The organism is Myxococcales bacterium, assembly GCA_016712525.1.
In the GTDB taxonomy this organism is placed as follows: domain Bacteria; phylum Myxococcota_A; class Polyangia; order Polyangiales; family Polyangiaceae; genus JAAFHV01.
In genome coordinates, this window is record JADJQX010000008.1 from 760,630 (window position 1) to 779,709 (window position 19,080).

Below are 19,080 nucleotides of genomic sequence, written 5' to 3' on the forward strand. Positions count from 1 at the left end.
TGCCCCGAGCCCACCCCGGTGGTAGGCTCGGGGCATGCGTTGGTCCCCTGCCCTCTCTGTGACGCTCGTCTCGGGTGCGTTCCTCGGCCTCGGCGTGGCCTTCTCGGCGTGCGCCTCGTCCACGACGGACGACACCACCGACGCGGCCCCCTCCCCCACCGCCACGCTCACCGGCACCACGGGCCCCGACGGCGCCTCGCCCCCGAAGGACGCCTCGGCCGACGCGGCGAGCCCCGACGCGACCTCGGCCGACGCGAGCGATCCCGACGCGGCCTGCGGCGACGCGGGCGTGACCACCTTCGGCCCCGGCGACACGTGCGCCCCGTTCGGCGAGGGCACTCCGTGCGGCGGCGGTTGCGTGCCGAAGTACGGCTACGTGTGCACCGGCGGCGGCCCGCCGAACCTCACCGGGTGCCGCCAGATGAGCAACTCCACCTTCGGCGGCACGTACTGCTGCCCCGAGCTGTCGTGCGTGCGAAGCACCTTCCAAGACAAGGACTGCGCCGGCAAGCCCGGCAAGACCCAGATGCGCGTGTGCCCGGTCGACGCCCAGAAGAACCTCCGCGCCCAGCCGCCCGCGGGCTGCGAAGAGGTCACGGGCCCCGAGTACCGCTACTTCTGCTGCCCGCCCTGAGGGGCGCGAGATTCGTCAACGTTGACGAACGCAATCGTCAACGTTGACGATTGGCCGAAGCACCTCTTCGCGCGGGCCTTGTTTTTCCCTGGATTTGGTTCGTCAACGTTGACGAACGCGATCGTCAACGTTGACGATTGGCGAAGATTCGCCCCGCGCGGCCCGTGAGCCACGGCGCACGAGGGACGCTCCGTGGGGGTCGTGCGGGTGTGCCCGCCGACGCGCGTGACGAACGGCCACGGGCCCGCACGCCGCACCTTTTTGCCGCATGCCGGGTGGCCGAAGATTCGTCATCGATGACGAACGCGTTCGTCATCGATGACGATTCGCGATCGGACCTCCGCCAAAGTACCTAGTTTTTCCGAGGTTTTCGTTCGTCATCGATGACGAACGCGTTCGTCATCGATGACGATTGGCGAAGATTCGCCCGTGAGAGAACACTGCGTTCTTTCTTTGCGCCCGTTGAAACCGGCGCAAGGCTTGCGCGTAGTTGGGGTAATGTCGGCCCCGATGACCGCACCCGCCAACGAGACGTTCAACCCCAAACCGTTCTTCGTCGGCAGCGCCGTGGCGGCCGTGGTGTCGATCGCGGCCTTCGCGGCGCTCGGTCAGGGCCCGGAGCTGATGCCGTTCGTCGGCCGCTTCCACCCGCTGGTCGTGCACCTCCCCATCGGCGTCCTCGTGCTCGCCGCCACGCTCGAGGCCGCGACGGTCGGCTCCGAGACGCGCCGCGAGAAGGTCGACGCGGCCCTCGGCGGCGTGCTCGGGTTCCTCGTGGCCTCGGCGGTCGTCGCGTTCGTGGTGGGGCTCCTCCTCGGGCGCGCGGGGGACTACCCCAAGAACCTCCTCGGCAAGCACCGCATGCTCACGCTCGTGTCGGTGGTGCTCTCGTCGGCCACGCTCGCGGCGTACGCGGCGCACAAGGGTCGCGGCCTCGCGCGGGCCGCCTACCGCGGGCTCCTCGGGCTCGCGGTCGTCGCCATGAGCCTCGGCGGTCACGTCGGCGGGAGCCTCTCGCGCGGCGAGGGCTATCTCTTCCAGCATGCCCCTGGCTTCGTGCAGAAGCTCGCCGGGTACACGCCCCCGAAGGCCGCCTCGGCCGAGCCCCCGCCGAAGACGAGCGAGCCCCTCGTGTGGGACGCCGTGGTCGCGCCGGCGCTCAAAGAGAAGTGCGGCGAGTGCCACTCGGGCGACAAAAAGAAGGGCGGCCTCAAGGTCGAGACGATCGACGATCTCGTGAAGGGCGGGCTCTCGGGCACGTCGCTCGTTCCGGGCTCGGCCGATAAGAGCCTCCTCGTGGAGCGCATGAAGCTCCCGAAGGACAACGACGATCACATGCCGCCCGACGACAAGCCCGCGTTCACGCCGGCCGAGCTCGCGGCCCTCACGTTCTTCATCGACCGCGGCGCCCCGAAGGACCTCAAGGTCAAGGACGCCCTCGCCCCCGAGGCCGCCCGCGCCGCGCTCGAGAAGGCCGCGAAGGGCCCCTGAGCATCTCGAAGGGCCAGCGGGCTTCGCCTGGTTCGTCGTAAGCTCTCCGGCATGGCCCGCGTGCTCTTGGTCGACGACGACCCTTCCCTGCTCGACGTGCTCTCCCTCGCGTTCGCCGACGCGGGGCACGACGTCGTCACCGCCAAGGATGGAAAAGCCGGGCTCGCGCTCGTCGAGCGGGGCGGGCTCGACCTCGTCGTGACCGACGTGAACCTCCCCCACATGGATGGGTTCTCGCTCGTACGCGAGCTCCGCGCGAAGGGCCACGCCTTGCCCATCGTGCTGCTCACCTCGCGCGACACCGAGGTCGACGAGGTGCTCGGCCTCGACCTTGGCGCCGACGATTTCGTATCGAAGCCGTTCTCGACCCGCGCCTTGCTCGCGCGGGTCGGCGCGCTGCTCCGACGCGATCCGAAGCACGCCGCGCCGCGGGAGAGCCCGCCGGGCGAAGCCGATACGTGCATCACGCACAAGGAGCTCGCGGTCGATCCCGAGCGGCTCACGGCGACCTACGGAGGAAAGGAGCTCTCGCTCACGCTCACCGAGCACCGCATCCTCGAGGCGTTCGTGCGGCGGCCGGGGCGCGTCCTCTCCCGCGCGAAGCTGCTCGAGCTCGGCCGCGGCGACGACGGCGTGGTCGACGATCGCCTCGTCGACACCTACGTGAGGCGCCTCCGCCGCAAGATCGAGGCGTTCGATCCGGCCTTCGACGGCATCGAGACCGTGGTCGGGGCGGGCTACCGCCTGCGCGCATGAGCGCCGCGCCGAAGCCCCGGTTCCGCGCGCGGTACTCGCTCAGGCTGCGGGTCTTCGCGGCCGTCACGGTGTCGACGCTCCTCCTCCCGCTCGTCGTGTTCATCGCGAGCCAGCTCGAGCGCCGCGTGCCCGTGGGCCTCTGGCAGAAGACCCTCGAGGCCACCGACGAGGCCGCGCTCACGGTCGAGGCGTACTCGAACCCCGACGCATCTCGCTTCGTCGCCATCGCGGCGAAGCACAACGCGCGCATCCGGGTCGTGCCGCGCGTCGAGGGAGAGCCCCCGATCGACGCCGACCGAGACGATCCGCGCGACGCCCTCCACCCCATCGAGGCCTTCCTCTTCTTGAACCGGAGCCGCGCCACCTCGAAGGACTTCGACGCGGTGACGCCCGTGCTCGCGCGGCCCGAGACGAGCTACGCGATCGCCAAGGGGCTCTACATCGACTGCTTCAAAGAGGAGCTCCGGGTGTGCCGGGCCGTGCGCGCCCCGAAGGACCGCGAGGGGCGCACGTACGTCGTGTACGTCGACAAGAGCTCGGCGCGCGCAGTCGAGGAGGTCTACTACGTGCGGCGCGCGCTCCTCCGCCTCTCGCTCGTGACGGTGCCCTTCGCCCTCATGATCGGGGCGTGGGCCGCGCGGCGCGTGACGATGCCCATCGAGAACCTCCGGCGCGAGGCGCTCGAGAAGGCGCGAGGCGAGAGCCCCGGCGCGAACCTCACCGAGCACGCCGACGACGTGGGCGACCTCGCCGCCGCCATGAACACCCTGCTCGACGCCATCGCCAAGCGGCGCGCCGATCACGAGGCCTTCGTCGCCGACGTCGTCCACGAGATGAAGAGCCCCGTCGCCGCCATCACCGCGGTGGCCGAGGCGCTCGAGTCCCCCGTGGACGACGCGCGGCGGGCGCGGCTCGCCAGCGCCCTCTCGACCAGCGGAAAGAAGCTCGACGATCTCGTGACGCACTTCTTGGAGCTCGCGCGCGCCGAGGCCGGCATGCCGCGCGAGGAGCGCGAAGAGGTCGACCTCGGGCGCCTCGTCCGGCTCGAGACCGAGCGCGCCAAGGACGACGTCCGCTACGCGCAGGTCGACGTCGTTTGCCGCGTGCCCGAGGGGCCCGTTCCCGTGCGAGGCGTCGCGCGTCGCCTCGCCGCCGTGGTGCGCGAGCTCGTCGACAACGCCGCGCAGTTCGCAGGAGAAGGTGGGCACGTCGAGGTGCGCCTCTCGTCGACGACCAAGCTCGTGGTCCTCGAGGTCGAGGACGACGGGCCCGGGATCGCCGAGGCGGATCTCCCCAAGGTGTTTCACCGCTTCTTCACGACGCGCGGAGAGAAGCGCGGCACCGGCCTCGGGCTCGCGCTGGTGCACGCGGTCGCCCAGGCGCACGGCGGGAGCGCCCAGGTCGTCTCGCCGGTCCGCGAGGCCCGCGGCACGACGTTTCGGCTCACGCTCCCCGCGGCTTGACGAAAGCCCGATCGCGTCACCCGAGGCGCGCCGCGACCGAGCCGGAAGCGATCTGCAAGGTGCGCAGGCCGAAGTCGGCGACCTCGACCGGGCGGAACCCGGGGAACACGATCATCTGCCCGTACGTGGGGCTGTTCGGGTTCGTGTCGCGGATCATCCGGGGTGTCGACGTATGGCGGTCGGTGCGCGTCCACGAGCGCCCGTCGGACGAGGACCACACGTCGGTCTGGTAGTAGCCTTGGACGACGTCGCCGCCCACGATCCACATCTTGCCGTTCCAGGTGTGGTACCCGGCAAAATGACGGCCCTCCCAGTCGGCGGACGTGTCGAACGTGGCCGCGTCGAGGAAGGTGTTGGCCTTCTCGAGCACCCACGAGGCGCCGTCGGTGCTGCTCCACACGTCGTTCGCGCTGATGAGCGGGAACACGTCGCCGTTCCAGCCGCCGATGAGCCACATCTTGCCGTTGAACACGATGCCACCGGCGCCGTCGCGCGGGCCGAAGGGCGTGCTGTCGGCCATCTTGGTCCACACGTACGACTTCTTCTGCGAGGGCGTCAGCGTCACGTCCGGGGTCTCGATCGTGCGGAGCACTACGGTTCCGGAAGGTCCCGTGCGCGTGAAGCTCACGCGGGCTCGCGCGCTCGCCCCGGCGGAGGGCATGACCCACCGGTAGAACTGCTCGTCGAGAGCGACCTCGGCGACGAGCCTCCACGTGGCGCCGGCGTCGGTGCTCTCTTCGACGACCACTTGCGAGTCGATCGTGCCGAGGTCCGTCGGGATCGGCCACTCGAGCGGGTGGATGCTCTCACGCGCCCACGACGTCCCCTCCGGGATCGTCGGCGGGGTCGTCGGCGTGGGCGTCGGGGTAGGCGTCGGCGTGGGCGTCGGCGCGGGCGTGGGGGTGGGGCGCGCTGGAGTGCTCGAGGGAGCCTGGGCGTCGGCGGTCCCGGGCACGCCATCTCCTTCGGGGAGCCCGGCACACGCGGCAGGCGCGCCGACGACGGCAAGGAGGGCGAGCACGGTCGGGACATGCCCCCGAGGACGCCGGGGGGGCTGCACAGGCTCTCTCGTCACGAAGGACCTCCTCGGTTCGTCTCGCCCCACTTGTGTAGCCTATCGGCCGAAGAAAGGATCACGCGGGCGCACGACATCACGGCGGTTTAACGAATCAGGCCCCCCACGCACGAGGCAGACCCTATGGCGCGTCCGATGCCCGAGAGGCGCCTCGCGTTCACGACCCTTAGACGCGGGGTCAGGCCCACCGCTTCCACGGCGGATTCCCGCTCTTCCAGTGGGCCTCGAGAATGCCCAAATCTCGAACGGTATCCATGCATTGCCAGAAATCGCCGTGCCGGTACGCCATGAGCTCACCGTCCCGCGCGAGGGCCTCGAGGGCGTCGGCCTCGAGGACCGATTTGTCTCCCTCGAGGTACTGGAAGATCTTGGGCTCGAGCACCATGAAGCCGCCGTTGATCCAGCCCTCGCCAATCTGGGGCTTCTCGGTGAACTCGGCCACACGGTCGCCCTCGAACACGAGGCCACCGAAGCGCGCGGGGGGTCGCACGGCGGTGACCGTGGCGGCCTTGCCGTGGGCCTTGTGGAAGGCGAGCAGCTTGGCGAGGTCGACGTTGGACACGCCGTCGCCGTAGGTGAGCATGAAGGTCGAGTCGAGGTGCTTCTCGAGGCGCTTCACGCGGCCGCCGGTCATCACGTCCTGCCCGGTGTCGATCGCGTGCACGGTCCAGTCTTCGATCTCGACCTCGTGGGTGTCGACCTCGCCTGTCTTGAGGCGCACGGTGAAGTCGGTCGAGAGGGCGTGGTAGTCGCGAAAGTACCGCTTGATGACCTCGCCCTTGTAGCCGAGCGCGAGGAAGAACTCGGTGAAGCCGTGGCTCGCGTAGAGCTTCATGATGTGCCAGAGGATCGGCCGCCCGCCCACCTCGACCATGGGCTTCGGCTTGGTCACGGTCTCTTCGCCGAGCCTCGTGCCGAACCCGCCTGCCAAAATCACCGTCTTCATGCTTGCCTCGTTCTCGCGCATCTTCGCCGAAGTCACACGGATCGTGGGGAAAACTTAGGGCGCTCGGCGAAGGGCGCCGCCTCAGCGGAGCGCCACCTTGCGGACCACGTCGGCGAGGCGCGTACGGGCCTCGCGGAACGGCCCGGCCTTCTCGACGAGGTCGAGCACGGGGCCCACCGGCAGCCCGCTCACCGAGCCGATCTCGCGCGCGCAGGTGTGCGCCTCTTGTGCCCCCGAGGCCGCGAGCCAGCCCCACCCGAGGTGGAGCACGTGGAGCCGCTTCACTTGCCGCTCGAAGAGGCGCGTGTCGAGCGGCGAGCGCCTCTCGCGGAGCTCCTCGATGTAGGAGAGGAAGATCTTGGTGCGCATGGGCACGCTGTCGCCGAGCGACATGAGGGACGCTTGGCCAGGGTGCAGCCTTACCCGCACGAGCGGCTCCGCCAAGAAGCCGACGCGCCACGACTCGGCCATGCGCATGAGCAAGATGAAGTCGCCGAAGAAACGGGACACGGTCGTGTCGAAGCCGCCCTCGGGGAACACGGTGCGGCGGAAGAACACCGTCTGCATCGCGAGCGCGCTCCGACCTTGACGCATGAGATCGCCGATGAACGTGGCCCCCGCGACCGACTCGGTCCGCGCGATCCGCTCGCGCAGGGCGAGCACCGCCCCGTCGGGCCCGATGTCGTAGTGGTTCGAGCCCACGAACCCGACCGCGGGGTTTTCGTCCATGAACGCGACGTTCCGCTCGAGGAACGTGGGGCAGAGCTCGTCGTCGTCGTGGCAGAAGGCCACGTACTCGCCGCGCGCGCCGAGCACGCCGCGGTTGAAGTTTTCCCACATGGGCACACGCTCGTCGACGCGGAGCACCCGGACGCGCGCGTCCTCGCGGGCCCACGCGTCGAGTTCGTCGCGCACACCTTCCGGCGACGCGTTGTCGAGCACGAGCACCTCGAAATCGCCGCGCGTCTGGGCCGAAATCGAGGCCTTGACCGCCGGGAGGAACTCGAGCCGACCGATGGTCGGGACGCAGATGGTGACTTTCGGAGCGGGGGATGGGGTCATGGCGATGGCTCAGCGCTCGGAGACGAGCCTCTCGAGCAAGGTGTCGGTCTCGGCGGCGAGCGCGTCGTTCGGGCGGTACCCGAGGGCGCGCAGGCGATCGATAGCGTAGGTGAAATCGGCCGACTCGGGGCCCGTCGCAGGGCGCACCACCGAGACCTCCCGACCGAGCTTCGCCTGCGCGCGCGCGGCGACGACCTGGGCGATCTCGAAGATGGTGAGCGTCTTGCCGCCCCCGAGCGCGAACACGGACTCGCCGAGGGCCTCCCGCGAGGCACGGAGCGCGAGGTCGGTGGCCTGGGCCACGTCGTCGAGCCACACGAAATCGCGGCGCTGCGTGCCGGCGCTCGAGAGGGTCACGGTGCCCTTCGTCACGGCCTCGCGGCAGAACGCGTTGTGCGCGAGCGTCCACCGCTCGACCGCGAGGTCGGCAGGCGCGCCGTACCCGTTCGACATGCGGAAGACGACGCACGACGGCCCGCCCGTCTCGTTCGCCTCGCGGCAGAAGCCCTCGCCCGCGAGGTGCGCCACGGCGTACGGGTGCGACGCCTTCGTCGGGGTGTCCTCGTCGATGCGCGAGGGGAAGGTTCGCCCGTAGACGTGAAACGTCGAGAAGTACACGAAACGGTTCAGGTTTTCGACCTTCGAAGCCTCGATGAGGCGGCGCGTCCCTTCGCCCGAGACGCGCACGGCGAGGTCGGGATCCCGCACGGCCTCGATCTCGTCGAGGGCCGCGAGGTGCACGATCGTGTCGACCGCGTGAGCGCGGACCTGGGCCCGCAGCTCCTCGACGCTCGAGAGCACGTCGAACGTGGCCGTGGCCATCCCGAGGGTGCCGCTCTCACGCACGCGCCGCCCCGCGAGCACGACCTCGTGCCCACGCGCGCGGAGGCCTTGCGCGAGCCGACCGCCGAGGTACCCGAACCCACCCGTGAGGAGAACCTTCATCGGCCTCGTGCTCCCGCGCGCCCGCGCTCAGTGGTTCCGCGCCGCCCAGTCGTACCCGATGATGGGGCACGTGGGCTCGCGGCGCTCGCTCCGCTTCGGGTCGTGGATGTGGGTGCAGCAGTTCGCGACGATGGCGTCGGTCATGCCCTTGAAGCCGTTCCACACGAGCGGCGGCACGATGAGCAGGTTGTAGCTGTCGGGCCCGAGGAAGACCTCCATGAGGTTCCCCTTGGTGGGCGAGCCCTCGCGGTCGTCGAAGAGCGCGCACTTCACGCGGCCGGAGACGCACGCGTAGTTGAGCGTCATGTCGGCGTGTTTGTGCCAGCCCTTGATGATGCCCGCGTTGATGCCGGAGAAGTAGATCTCGCCGAACTCGATGAAGTGCGGATCGGTCTTCTTCATCAGGTGGAAGATGGTGCCGCGCTCGTCGGGGATGCGCCGGAGCGGCACGACCTGTACGCCTTCGATAGGGCCGCCGCGGTGGTAGAAGACGCCGTCGAGCTTCTGGGTCATCGGATGCGAGCCTCGGGGACGGGGACGATGAACTTGCCGCCGGCGGCGCGGTACTCGGCCTGCTGCGCGAGGATCTCGTCGGCGAAGTTCCACGTGAGGAGGAGGCAGTAGTCGGGGCGTCGCTTCGCGAGCTCGCTCGCGGCGACGATGGGCACGTGCACGCCGGGCATCACACGGCCCTGTTTGTACGTGCTGCGATCGGCCACGAAGTCCAAGATATCGTTACCGATTCCGAAGAAGTTGATGAGCGTCGAGCCCTTGGCCGCGGCGCCGTACGCGGCGACGGTGCGCCCCGCCTTCTTGAGGTCCCGGAGGAGCTGGACCAGGTTCTTCTTGAGGGCGTTCACGCGGCCCGCGAAGCCCATGTACGAGGCGTGGTCCATGACGCCCCACGCGGCCTCTTCGGCGAGCAGCTTCTCGACCGCGGGCCCGCGCTTCGAGTGGCCGGCCTTGCCGAGGAAGTACCGGAGCGAGCCGCCGTGGATCGCGAGCTGTTCGACGTGCTCGACGACGAGCCCGTGGCGCGCGGCGAGCTTGTCGACCGCGGTGAGCGAGAAGTAGCAGAGGTGCTCGTGGTAGATCGTGTCGAACTCGACGTGGTCGAGGAAGGGCTTGGCGTACGGGGCCTCGATGACGGCGACGCCCGAGTCCTTCAGCCAGGCCGAGAAGCCCGCGATGACGCCGTTCAGGTCGGCCACGTGGGCGACGACGTTGTTCGCGTGGATGACGTCGGCCTTGCGGCCCTCCTTCGCGAGGCGCTCGCCCACCTCTTTGCCGAAGAACTCGGCGAGTGTGTCGACGCCGCGCTCCTCGCGCGCCACCTTGGCCACGTTGACCGCGGGCTCGATGCCGAGCACGGGCACGCCGCGGTTTTTGTAGTGCTGGAGGAGGTAGCCGTCGTTCGAGGCGATCTCGCAGGCGAGGCTGTCTTTCCCGAGCTTGCGCTCTTTCACGAGGCGGTCGGCGATCGCCTCGGCGTGCCGCACCATCTGGTCGGAGAAAGATGAAAAGTACAAGTAGTTCCGGAAGAGGATCTCCGGGTCGACCGTCTCGGTGATCTGGAGGAGCGAGCAGTGCGGGCAGAACACGAGCTCGAGCGGGAACGTGGGCTCGGGGGCGCCGCTCGCCACCTCTTCGGGGGTCGGGAGCGAGTTCGCGAGCGGGGTCTTCCCGAGGTCGAGCACCGGCAAGAGGCCGGGTTTTTCGCAGGAGCGGCAGGCCGTGATCGTGCTCATGGAGTCTCCGAGAGGTAGCGCGTGTACCAGTCGACCGTGCGGCGGAGGGCCTCTTCGGTCGTGAAGAGGGGCTTCCAGTCGAGCATCTTGCGGGCCTTCTCGGCCGAGAGGTACTGGAGCCGGATCTCGTTCGAGGCCTCGTTGCGCACGTCGGGGACGAGGTTCGAGCCCATCAGCTTGAGGAGGCGATCGACGATGTCGTTCACCGTGAGCTGGATCTCGTTCGAGAAGTTGAACGCCTCGCCGGCGAGCTTCGGGTCCTTGGCGAGGGCCTCGGCGAGCTGCATGTACACGTGCGCGCCGTCCTCGACGTAGAAGTAGTCGCGGACGAACTTGCCGTCCGACCGGATGATGGGGCGCTCGTTCCGGAGCACCGACCGGATCGTGCCCGGGATGATGCGGTTCCAGTTGAGATCGCCGCCGCCGAAGAAATTCCCGCAGCGCGTGATGACCACCGGCAAGCCGTAGCTGTGCGCGTACGCGTGGGAGATGAGGTCCGAGCAGGACTTCGACACGTCGTACGGGTGCGTGCCCTTGAGGGCCGTCGTCTCGTCGTACGGGAGCACGTCGCAGTCGCCGTAGGCCTTGTCGCTCGAGGCGCAGATGATCTGCTTGACCTTCGGGCTCCTCCGGCACGCCTCGAGCAGCGCCCAGGTGCCCTGGATGTTCGCCTCGAACGTCGAGACCGGGTTCCGGTTGGCGATGCCGACGATCGTCTGCGCGGCCAGGTGAATGACCGTGTCGACCTCGTACTCGCCGAGCGCGCGCTCGAGCAGGGCCTGGTCGCGCACGTCGCCGCGGACGACGCGCACGCTCTCCATGAGGCTGCGGTCGCCCTTGTCGGTCTTACCGGTGACGAGCTCGCTCCGGGGCACCCAGTCGCGCACGAGGCACACCACGTCGGCGCCAGCGGCGACGAGACGCCGCACGAGCCAGCTCCCCACGAGGCCCGTTCCCCCAGTCACCAGCGTCGGTCTGTCGACCCAAAATGAGCTCACGTCGTCGTCTCGCTTTCTCGGTTCTCGGATGGGCCCGGGCTTAGCGCGACACCGGGCTTTTTTCGAGGCAAAACGGCCGCCTCCGCGCCCGAAGTGGGCCGGGCAGCGCCCGAATTTTCACGGCAAATTCGATAGGTTACGCAAGCTCAAAGGCTCACGCCGCCGCGCGTCCCCGACTCGATGAGCCGGAGGGCCACGCCGAGGGCCGCCTTGCCGTCCTCGCCGGTGACGTAGGGCGTCTGGTCGTCGCGGATGCACTCGACGAACTTCGTGTGCTCGACGCGGAGCGGCTCGACCTTGGGGATGTAGGTCTTCACCATGTCTCCCTCGACGGCGCCGGAGAAGTTCGACGCGGGCGTCCAGCTCTCGTTCACGCGGCCGTTTTTGTAGAAGAACACGTCCTGCGAGAGGTAATCGGCGACGACCATACCGCCCTCGCCCACCACGCTGAGCTGCCGGATCTTCTGCGGCGAGAGCCAGTGCACGTCGATGACGCCGATCTCGCCCGTGGAGAAGCGGAGCAGCGCGGAGACCATGTCCTCGTGGGTTTTGTGGGCTTTTCGGGCCGTCTCGGCGACGGCGCGGGTGACCTCTCCGCCCGTGATGAAGTGCATCGCGTCGATGTCGTGCGTCGCGATGTCGAGGATGACGCCCACGTCGAGGATGCGGGGCGGGAACGGGCTGATGCGCCGGGCCGAGAGCTGGAACACCGTGCCGAGCTCGCCCGCGGCCACGCAGCGCTTGATCTCGCCGACGGCCGGGTTGAAGCGCTCGAGGTGGCCCACCATGAGCTTGACCTTGTGCTTCTTGGCCGTCTCGATCATCGTCGTGGCCTCTTCGAGGTTCCGCGCGATGGGCTTCTCGACGAGCACGTGGATGCCGCGCTGCATGGCGTCCACCGAGATCGGCATGTGCAGCTCGGTCGGCACCGCGATGACCACCGCGTCGGGTTTTTGCTCGTCGAGCATCACCTTGTAGTCGGTGTAGGCCTTCACGCCGGACGGGAGCTTCCCCGTGAGAGGACGCGCCTCGGCCACACCCACGAGCTCGGCCCCCGGGAGATCCGAGAGGACGCGAGCGTGGTTCCGCCCCATGTTTCCCATGCCGATGACGCAGATCTTGATCACGAACGCCCTCTCTTCATGATGCCGCACCGAGCGGAAGCGCCCTCGCTACCACGATGGCAGGGAGGGTCAACGACTGAACGCCTCGGGTGCACGGCGGGGCATCGGCATTCGCGGGCACGAAACCAGCCGCTCCTCGAGGGGTAGAGCGGCGGTCACCGGGATGTCACCCCAACGTGGGCTTTACGGGCGCCCCCTCCTTTGCCATACCGCGGCCACCACGATGAAGGTCGCCCTCCTCGGCAACATGAACAACATCTTCTTCGCGACGGCGCGGCACCTGCGCGCCGCCGGGGTCGATGCGCACCTCTTCTTGTTCGACGACACGCCGGCGCACTTCCACCCGTCACAAGACAGCTTCTCGCTCGAGTACCAGAGCTACACGACGCAGCTCCCCTACGGCACGTGGCAGACGTTCGCCCAGACCCCGCGCGACGCCATCCTCGACGCCGTCCAAGGCTACGATTTCCTCATCGGGATGGGCACGGCCCCCGCGCTCCTCCACCGCGCCGGCCGCTCGCTCGACGTCTTCCTCGCGTACGGCGACGACATCATCAGCTTCCCGTTCTGGCTCGGCATGCCGACGTCGAGCACCTGGAAGAGCGTGCTCGGGTTGCCACCGCATCAGCGCGGCGGGATCCGCGAGGCGGCCGTGTGCATCGGCATGGCGTCCCCCCGTGACGACGCCCTCTACGCGAAGCTCCAGATCCGCGGAAAGCGCGTGATTTCGGCCGTCCCGCTCGTGTGCAGCCTGGAATTTTCACCCGAGAAGGTGGGCGAGTACGCGACGCGCAGCAACTACTACGCGTACTTCAAGGAGCTCCGCGAGCGCTCCGACGTGCTCGTCTTCAACCATAGCCGCATCGCGATCGACAAGACGGTCAACTACAAGGGCACGGAGAAGCTCCTCGAGGGGTTCGCCTCGTTCGTGAAGAAGCACCCGAAGGTCCGCGCGAACCTCGCCATCCTCGAGTACGGGCCGGACGTGGCCCGCGCGAGGGAGCTCGCCGAGCGCCTCGGCATCGGACATGCGGTCCGCTGGTTCCCGCTCATGGCGCGCAAAGAGGTGCTGCTCGGCCTCTCGCTCGCCGACGTCGCGTGCGGGGAGCTCGGGTACTCGTACCTCTACGGCGGCGCCATCACCGAGTGCATCGCGATGGGCAAGCCCATGATCCACTACCGGAACGACGCGGATTTCCCCGCCGAGGATCTCTTCCCCATCTTGCCCGCGTACACCGCGGAGGACGTGCTCGCGCAGCTCGAGCGGTTCCTCTCCGATCCGGCCGGCGTGCGCGCGGTAGGCGAGAAGGCGCGCGAGGTCTTCGAGACCCGCATCACCACCCGCGGCGTGCGTACCTTGTGCGCGCTCATCGAGGAGAAGCGGCGCACCGGGAAGGTGACCGCGAGCACCATCGAGCCCGACCTCGTCGCCACGCTCCCGGACGCGTCGACCGTGCCGGCCCTCGGCGATCACGGGCGCGGCCCCGTCGCGAAGGTGGGCGCCCTCGTGCGGAGGGCGCTCTACGGGATCTGACGGTGACCCGGGCCGGGAGCCTTGACCGCGCCGGCCCCGCGAGTTAACACTGTTTACATGCCGCCCGCCGAGACCCGAGAGCGTATCCTCGCCGCCGCGAGGGACGTGTACGCCGAGGTCGGGGCGCTCCATTTCTCGCTCCGCGAGGTCGCGCGGCGCACCGGCGTGACGGCGGCGGCCATCTACCGGCACTTCGAGGGCAAAGAGGCGCTGCTCGCGGCCGTGTGCGACGAGGGGTTTCGGGTCTTCACCGCGTACCTCGTGCGCTCGCTCGCGGCCCCCACGCCACGCGAGCGCCTCCTCACGATGGCCGACGAGTACCTCCACTTCGGCCTCGAGCGCCCGCGGGACTACCGCGTGATCTTCATGACCGAGCCGGGAGAGCTGCTCTCCCCGAGGGACGTGAGGGAGGCGCCCGTCCCGCCGTCGTTCCAGCTCCTCGTCGATCGCGTGGTCGAGTGCATGACCGACGGGACGATCGCCCCGGGCGACCCCGCCGAGGTCGCGGTCACCGTCTGGGCGCACGTGCACGGCCTCCTCGCGCTCCACCTGTCCGGCCACCTCGCGCCGTTCGGCGACGAGGCCGCGTTCCAGCGCATCTTCCGCGCCTCGACGCGCCGCCTCGTCGACGGCCTCCGCCCATGATTTTTTTTGCCCTCCGAGTTAACACCGTTCACACGAGGTCCCCATGCTCGATCTTCGCCGCGTCACCGCCCGCCCCGACCGCTCCTTCGTCGTCTTCCTCATCGGCATGCGCGTGAACGCATGGTGGAAGCCGTGGAAGTGGATGCCCGTCGCGGCCGCGATGCCTCGCATGCTCGAGGAGCTCGGCCGCGCGCCATCGCTCGGCTTCCTCGGGGGCGAGAGCTTCTTCGGGAGGACGACGCTGATGCTCTCGTACTGGGAGTCGACCGAGCACCTGCTCGCGTTCGCGAAGGACGACGCGCGGGCTCACATGCCGGCCTGGAAGGGCTTCTATTCGGCCGGCCGCTCCGGGGACGTGGGCATCTGGCACGAGACGTACACGATCGCTCCAGGCACGTTCGAGAACGTCTACGTCGCGATGCCGCCCTTCGGGCTCGGGCGTGCGTTCGGGGTCGTCGAGGCGCGCGGAGAGCTCTCGCGGGCCAAGGGTCGGCTCGCAGGTAGGCCGATCGCGGCCTGAAAAAGCCTCACGAGAGCGGCCCCAGGGCGTCCCGGCTCACGACCTCGTGGGGCGCGCCGACGCTCCGAGGTGCGCCCGGCCACCGTTCTGTCTACGCTCGGCGTGTGCCTCTCGCGCTCCCTTCCGGACGCCCCGGCGTCCCATCGCGGGTCACGTCCGCGTTCGTGCACCCGCTCGCGTTCGTGTCCGCGCTCGCGTTCGCCCTCGCCGCGTGCGCGGCCCCCGAAGCGTCGCCCGGTGCGCGCGCGCCCGTCGAGCCTCCGCGCGCGGCGAGCCTCCCACCTCCACCCACGCCGCCCCTCGTGCCCCCCGCGCCGCGCGAGGCCTGCGCTTCCGCTCCGCCGCTCCGGGTCACCTTCTACGACGCGGGCCAAGCGCTCGCGGCGCTCGTCTCGCTGCCCGACGGGAGGCACGTGCTCGTCGACACCGGCGAGAGCCCGAAGCGCCCGGCGTGTGCCCCGTGCGACGCCTGGCACGCGCGCGTCATGGCAGGCCTCAAACGCGACCTCGGGGGCTCTCCCCTCGACATGCTGTGGGTCACGCACCAGCACTCCGACCACCTCGGCGGCGTACCCGACGTGCTCGCGACGTTCCGCACGTTCCTCTACGTCGACAACGGGGAGGACACGGGGGAGCCTGGGGTGAAGGCCGCACGCGCCGCGACGACGGCCCGCGGGGTGAGGGTCGTGGTGGTCTCTCCGGGCGCGACCGCCGTGCCCCTCTCCGAGGCCGGACCGGTGCGATTGTCGGCCATTTTGCCGCAAAAATGGCCTCGTTCGTGCCGCGCGAGCCCGAACGATTGTTCGCTCGTGCTGCGCGTCGACCACTGCGCGACGAGCTTCCTCTTCACGGGGGACGCCGAGGCCCCGCTCGAGGCCGAGCTCGCCCCCGGCCCGGTCACGGTGCTCCAGGTCGGGCACCACGGGAGCGACACGTCGACGACCGACGCGTTCCTCGCGAAGGTGCGCCCGACGTACGCGGTGATCTCGTCCGGCAGGCCCGACGAGGGTACGAACGCGACGTACTGCCACCCGCGCGCGAGCACCGTGGCGCGCCTCACACGGGCTACGGGAGGCAACCCCGGGGGCGTGGTGCGCGCGTTCGACGGCCGCGCAAAGTGCAAGGGCAGCGACCCTTCGAGCTGGCACGACGAGCCCACGAGCGAAAACCTGTGGGTCACGGCGCGCGACGGCGACGTCACCCTCGAGTCGACCGGCGACGGCACGGTGCGCCGCGTCCCGAGCGCGCGAGCCCCTTCCGTCGCCGCGCTTCAGCACCCGTAGCGGAACACCCAGCCGTCCTTCTGGCCCCGCATTCGGCACACCGTGGCGAGCGCTTCCATCCCCGAAATCGGCGACTAGGCGACCACCCGAAGCGCTCCGGACGGCGCCTCGCTCGGCATGCGCAGCGATCTCCCGTCTTTCGCCCACTCGACGAGCGCGTCCAGCGCGAGGTGCGTCGTCCTCTGCACCGTCATCGCGCCGCTCTCCATCCGAGAGATCGTCGCGTTGTCGAGCTCTAGCATTTCGGCGAGCTCTCGCTGCGTGAGCCCGAGGATCTTTCGAACGGAGCGCATGATCTTGCCGTCGATCGAAGGCAAGTCGCGGAGCACGGTCATCGCGGCGCGGAGCTCGGCCGCCTTCCACGCCGCGTCCGTGATCCACTCGTGCTTGCACGCCTCGCACGACGACCACGTGATCTTGTCGATGGTCTCGCGGTCTCCGATGCGCTCGCGGTGCTCCTTCACGACGACGGCGGTGGTCTCGGCCTGGCAGTGGATGCAGCGCATGTCTTCTCCCGAGCTCAAAGGACCGTGACGACGAAGAGGCCTGACTGGATTTCGACGACCACGACCTCCAGAGGGTCGCCGTCGATGTCCACCCCACCCTTCAGCCGGATCTTCCGATCCTCTTGGCCTTCCAGATCCGTCGACGTGGCGATCGCGCGGATCACGTCGGCCCGACTGACACTCCGCTGTTTGGCGCGTTCCAGGGCATGGCGCCCGTAGGTGAGGTGTCCGTTCTTCGCGGCGTGCTTGATTCGGTCGAGGTCCCCAGCCTTCAAAGAGCACCATGATCCCTATTTGATATTTTGTCAACTCGTGGCGAGGCTCACGGGGACCCTCGAGTCGACCGGCGACGGCACGGTGCGCCGCGTCCCGAGCGCGCGAGCCCCTTCCGTCGCAGCGCTTCAGCACCCGTAGCGGAACACCCAGCCGTCCTTCTGGACGGCGAGCTCGAGCGACTTCACGAAGATGCCGGCCCGGAAGATGCGCACCGTGTAGGTGCCCGCCTCGAGCTCGACGTTGTGCTGGGCACGGTTCGGCTCGAGCGCGGTCTCGAGCACGACCTTGCCGTCTTTCATGATCACGTACTTGTCGACGCGGTCGGCCACGCGGCAGGTGTTCGTCGCGTTCTCGAGGCGGCCGATGAGCTTGTGCGCGGGGGCCGCCGGAGCGTCGGGGGCCTTCGCGGCGGCCTTGTGGGCGAAGTGCACCACGGTCTGCTTGTGCGCCTTCACCTCGACCTTGCCGGTCCACGTCTCGCCGTCGGCCGACACGATCTTCACCGGCACGTAGGCGTCGTGGTCGGGCAGGTTGAAGATCGCCGGGAGCGACTCTTCTTTCGTCTCGTTCCCGAGGGTCACGAACACCTTGGCGTGGGCCGGGTCCACGATCTTGAGGCTCGTCTTGGCCGAGTACTCGTACGACTCGGTCTTCTGCCACTCGGCGTGGGCCGGGAGGGCGAAGGACATCACGAAGGCGGCGGCAACGAATCGAACGAGCTTCATCTTCGGTCGGGCTCCAGCGGGGTGCTTCTCATCGGCCGGTGCGCCCCGTGCGCCCGGCACCCTGGAGACGGGGGGTTGGGCGCGCCGTCGCGAAAAAAGATCGGCGCGCCCACCTGGACCCACGTAAGCCCATGATCACCATGGCATTTTCGGCGACGCGTCGCCCGACCGAGGCCGGCTCGGGCGGGCGACACGTGCCCCGAACGGGGCGCGCGACTCACGCGCTCACGGCGCGGAGGTCACGCTTCGGCTTCGGTCCGCCGCCCGGGGCGCACGGGGCCCGTCGCGACGATGGCCTGGCGCAGCGTGCTCGCGAGCTCCGCGTTCCCGAGCACGGCCTCGCGCGACCGCTCGCGCCCGTTGCCGAGCGTCGTCCCCGCGAACGACAGGTGGTTGCCGCTCTTGTCGAGCAGGCCCCGCGTGAGGCCGAGATCGATGAGCTCGGCGGCGCTGTCGACCCCTTCGCCGAACCGGATCTCGAACTCGGCCTCGGTGAAGGGCGGCGCGCACTTGTTCTTGCAGATCTTCACGCGCGTGCGACCTCCCACGAGCTCGTCGCCGACCTTGACCTGGCCGATGCGCCGCACGTCCATGCGCATCGACGCGTAGAACTTGAGCGCGTTGCCGCCCGTCGTGGTCTCCGGGCTCCCGAAGGTGACGCCGATCTTCTGCCGGAGCTGGTTGATGAAGAAGAGCGTCGTGCCCGTCCTGTGGGTGATGCCCGTGAGCTTCCGCAGGGCCTGGCTCATGAGCCGCGCCTGGAGGCCCATGTGCGAGTCGCCCATGTCGCCCTCGAGCTCGGCCTTCGGCGTGAGCGCCGCGACCGAGTCGATCACGACGAGGTCGACCGCGCCCGAGCGCACGAGCATCTCGGTGATCTCGAGGGCCTGTTCGCCCGTGTCGGGCTGGGAGACGAGCAGGCGCTCGACGTCCACCCCGACCCCCTTCGCGTATTGCACGTCGATGGCGTGCTCCGCGTCGATGAAGGCGCACACGCCGCCCTGGCGCTGCGCCTCGGCGATCGCGTGGAGGGCGAGCGTGGTCTTGCCGCTCGACTCGGGCCCGTACACCTCGACGACCCTCCCGCGCGGGTACCCGCCGATGCCCGTCGCGAGGTCGAGCGCGAGCGAGCCCGTCGAGATCGTGCCGATGGGCTCGACGTCCGCGTCGTCCCCGAGGGCCATGAGCGAGCCCTTTCCGAACTGCTTCTCCACGCTCGTGACCACCGTCTTCAACGCACGCATCTTCTCTGCCACTTGCTCCATCATGCTGGCCTCGTAGGTGTTCGGATCGTTTCGATTTTTCGTGAGCGCGAGCGAACGGCTCGGGCACCCGCGTCGCGCGCGCGG

20 protein-coding genes are annotated in these 19,080 nt (G+C 69.2%); 8 read left to right on the forward strand and 12 right to left on the reverse strand.

The features are described from left to right. Positions 1-34 precede the first annotated feature (34 nt). The 4 genes from IPK71_32725 (at position 35) to IPK71_32740 (ending at position 4,344) form a co-directional block, all read left to right on the forward strand. Positions 35-634, forward strand: a complete 600-nt coding sequence (locus tag IPK71_32725) for a hypothetical protein (protein MBK8218522.1) — start codon at positions 35-37, stop codon at positions 632-634. A 510-nt stretch (positions 635-1,144) separates the two neighbouring features. Next, the gene (locus IPK71_32730; protein MBK8218523.1) at positions 1,145-2,125 is read left to right on the forward strand and encodes a hypothetical protein; all 981 of its coding nucleotides are present in this window, start codon (positions 1,145-1,147) and stop codon (positions 2,123-2,125) included. Between the two features lie 51 nt (positions 2,126-2,176). After that, entirely contained in the window at positions 2,177-2,881 is a 705-nt protein-coding gene (locus tag IPK71_32735) for a response regulator transcription factor (protein ID MBK8218524.1), read from the forward strand. Next, a complete protein-coding gene (locus IPK71_32740) occupies positions 2,878-4,344 on the forward strand; it encodes a HAMP domain-containing histidine kinase (protein MBK8218525.1) in 1,467 nt (488 codons plus the stop codon). The genes IPK71_32735 and IPK71_32740 overlap by 4 nt, the downstream gene beginning before the upstream one ends. A gap of 16 nt (positions 4,345-4,360) precedes the next feature. On the opposite strand, the gene IPK71_32745 is transcribed toward IPK71_32740, so the two are convergent. The 8 genes from IPK71_32745 to IPK71_32780 form a co-directional block, all read right to left on the reverse strand. Further along, positions 4,361-5,365: a hypothetical protein gene (locus IPK71_32745; protein ID MBK8218526.1), complete on the reverse strand. Its 1,005-nt coding sequence runs from the start codon at positions 5,363-5,365 to the stop codon at positions 4,361-4,363. Between the two features lie 232 nt (positions 5,366-5,597). Next, the gene (rfbF, locus tag IPK71_32750) at positions 5,598-6,365 is read right to left on the reverse strand and encodes a glucose-1-phosphate cytidylyltransferase (protein MBK8218527.1); all 768 of its coding nucleotides are present in this window, start codon (positions 6,363-6,365) and stop codon (positions 5,598-5,600) included. 81 nt (positions 6,366-6,446) lie between these two features. Next, positions 6,447-7,427 carry a glycosyltransferase family 2 protein gene (locus tag IPK71_32755; protein ID MBK8218528.1) on the reverse strand — a complete coding sequence of 327 codons (981 nt, stop codon included), beginning with the start codon at positions 7,425-7,427 and terminating at the stop codon, positions 6,447-6,449. A 9-nt stretch (positions 7,428-7,436) separates the two neighbouring features. Next, a complete protein-coding gene (locus IPK71_32760; protein ID MBK8218529.1) occupies positions 7,437-8,372 on the reverse strand; it encodes an SDR family oxidoreductase in 936 nt (311 codons plus the stop codon). Positions 8,373-8,399: 27 nt separating this feature from the next. Further along, positions 8,400-8,885, reverse strand: coding sequence for a dTDP-4-dehydrorhamnose 3,5-epimerase family protein (locus tag IPK71_32765; GenBank protein MBK8218530.1), 486 nt, complete (start codon positions 8,883-8,885; stop codon positions 8,400-8,402). Beyond that, a complete protein-coding gene (locus IPK71_32770; GenBank protein MBK8218531.1) occupies positions 8,882-10,120 on the reverse strand; it encodes a class I SAM-dependent methyltransferase in 1,239 nt (412 codons plus the stop codon). Before IPK71_32770 ends, IPK71_32765 begins: the two co-directional genes overlap by 4 nt. Next, complete coding sequence (locus IPK71_32775) at positions 10,117-11,118, reverse strand: GDP-mannose 4,6-dehydratase (GenBank protein MBK8218532.1); 1,002 nt, start codon at positions 11,116-11,118, stop codon at positions 10,117-10,119. Before IPK71_32775 ends, IPK71_32770 begins: the two co-directional genes overlap by 4 nt. Positions 11,119-11,264: 146 nt before the next feature. Next, a complete protein-coding gene (locus IPK71_32780) occupies positions 11,265-12,245 on the reverse strand; it encodes a Gfo/Idh/MocA family oxidoreductase (protein ID MBK8218533.1) in 981 nt (326 codons plus the stop codon). A 220-nt stretch (positions 12,246-12,465) separates the two neighbouring features. Between IPK71_32780 and IPK71_32785 the strand changes: the two genes are divergently transcribed. From IPK71_32785 to IPK71_32800, 4 genes are all read left to right on the forward strand, one after another. Beyond that, a complete protein-coding gene (locus IPK71_32785; GenBank protein ID MBK8218534.1) occupies positions 12,466-13,776 on the forward strand; it encodes a hypothetical protein in 1,311 nt (436 codons plus the stop codon). Between the two features lie 57 nt (positions 13,777-13,833). Continuing rightward, on the forward strand, positions 13,834-14,421 hold the full coding sequence (locus IPK71_32790) for a TetR/AcrR family transcriptional regulator (GenBank protein ID MBK8218535.1): 588 nt from the start codon (positions 13,834-13,836) through the stop codon (positions 14,419-14,421). 43 nt (positions 14,422-14,464) lie between these two features. Further along, positions 14,465-14,941, forward strand: a complete 477-nt coding sequence (locus IPK71_32795; protein MBK8218536.1) for a DUF4188 domain-containing protein — start codon at positions 14,465-14,467, stop codon at positions 14,939-14,941. 104 nt (positions 14,942-15,045) lie between these two features. Then, positions 15,046-16,224 (forward strand): MBL fold metallo-hydrolase, encoded by a 1,179-nt coding sequence (locus IPK71_32800; protein ID MBK8218537.1) that lies wholly within the window; start codon positions 15,046-15,048, stop codon positions 16,222-16,224. A 74-nt stretch (positions 16,225-16,298) separates the two neighbouring features. On the opposite strand, the gene IPK71_32805 is transcribed toward IPK71_32800, so the two are convergent. From IPK71_32805 to recA, 4 genes are all read right to left on the reverse strand, one after another. Beyond that, positions 16,299-16,730 carry a type II toxin-antitoxin system MqsA family antitoxin gene (locus IPK71_32805; GenBank protein ID MBK8218538.1) on the reverse strand — a complete coding sequence of 144 codons (432 nt, stop codon included), beginning with the start codon at positions 16,728-16,730 and terminating at the stop codon, positions 16,299-16,301. Positions 16,731-16,744: 14 nt separating this feature from the next. Further along, the gene (locus tag IPK71_32810) at positions 16,745-17,005 is read right to left on the reverse strand and encodes a DUF4258 domain-containing protein (protein ID MBK8218539.1); all 261 of its coding nucleotides are present in this window, start codon (positions 17,003-17,005) and stop codon (positions 16,745-16,747) included. Between the two features lie 126 nt (positions 17,006-17,131). Further along, on the reverse strand, positions 17,132-17,731 hold the full coding sequence (locus tag IPK71_32815) for a hypothetical protein (protein ID MBK8218540.1): 600 nt from the start codon (positions 17,729-17,731) through the stop codon (positions 17,132-17,134). Positions 17,732-17,970: 239 nt separating this feature from the next. Next, on the reverse strand, positions 17,971-18,996 hold the full coding sequence (recA, locus tag IPK71_32820) for a recombinase RecA (GenBank protein ID MBK8218541.1): 1,026 nt from the start codon (positions 18,994-18,996) through the stop codon (positions 17,971-17,973). Between the last annotated feature and the right edge of the window lie 84 nt (positions 18,997-19,080).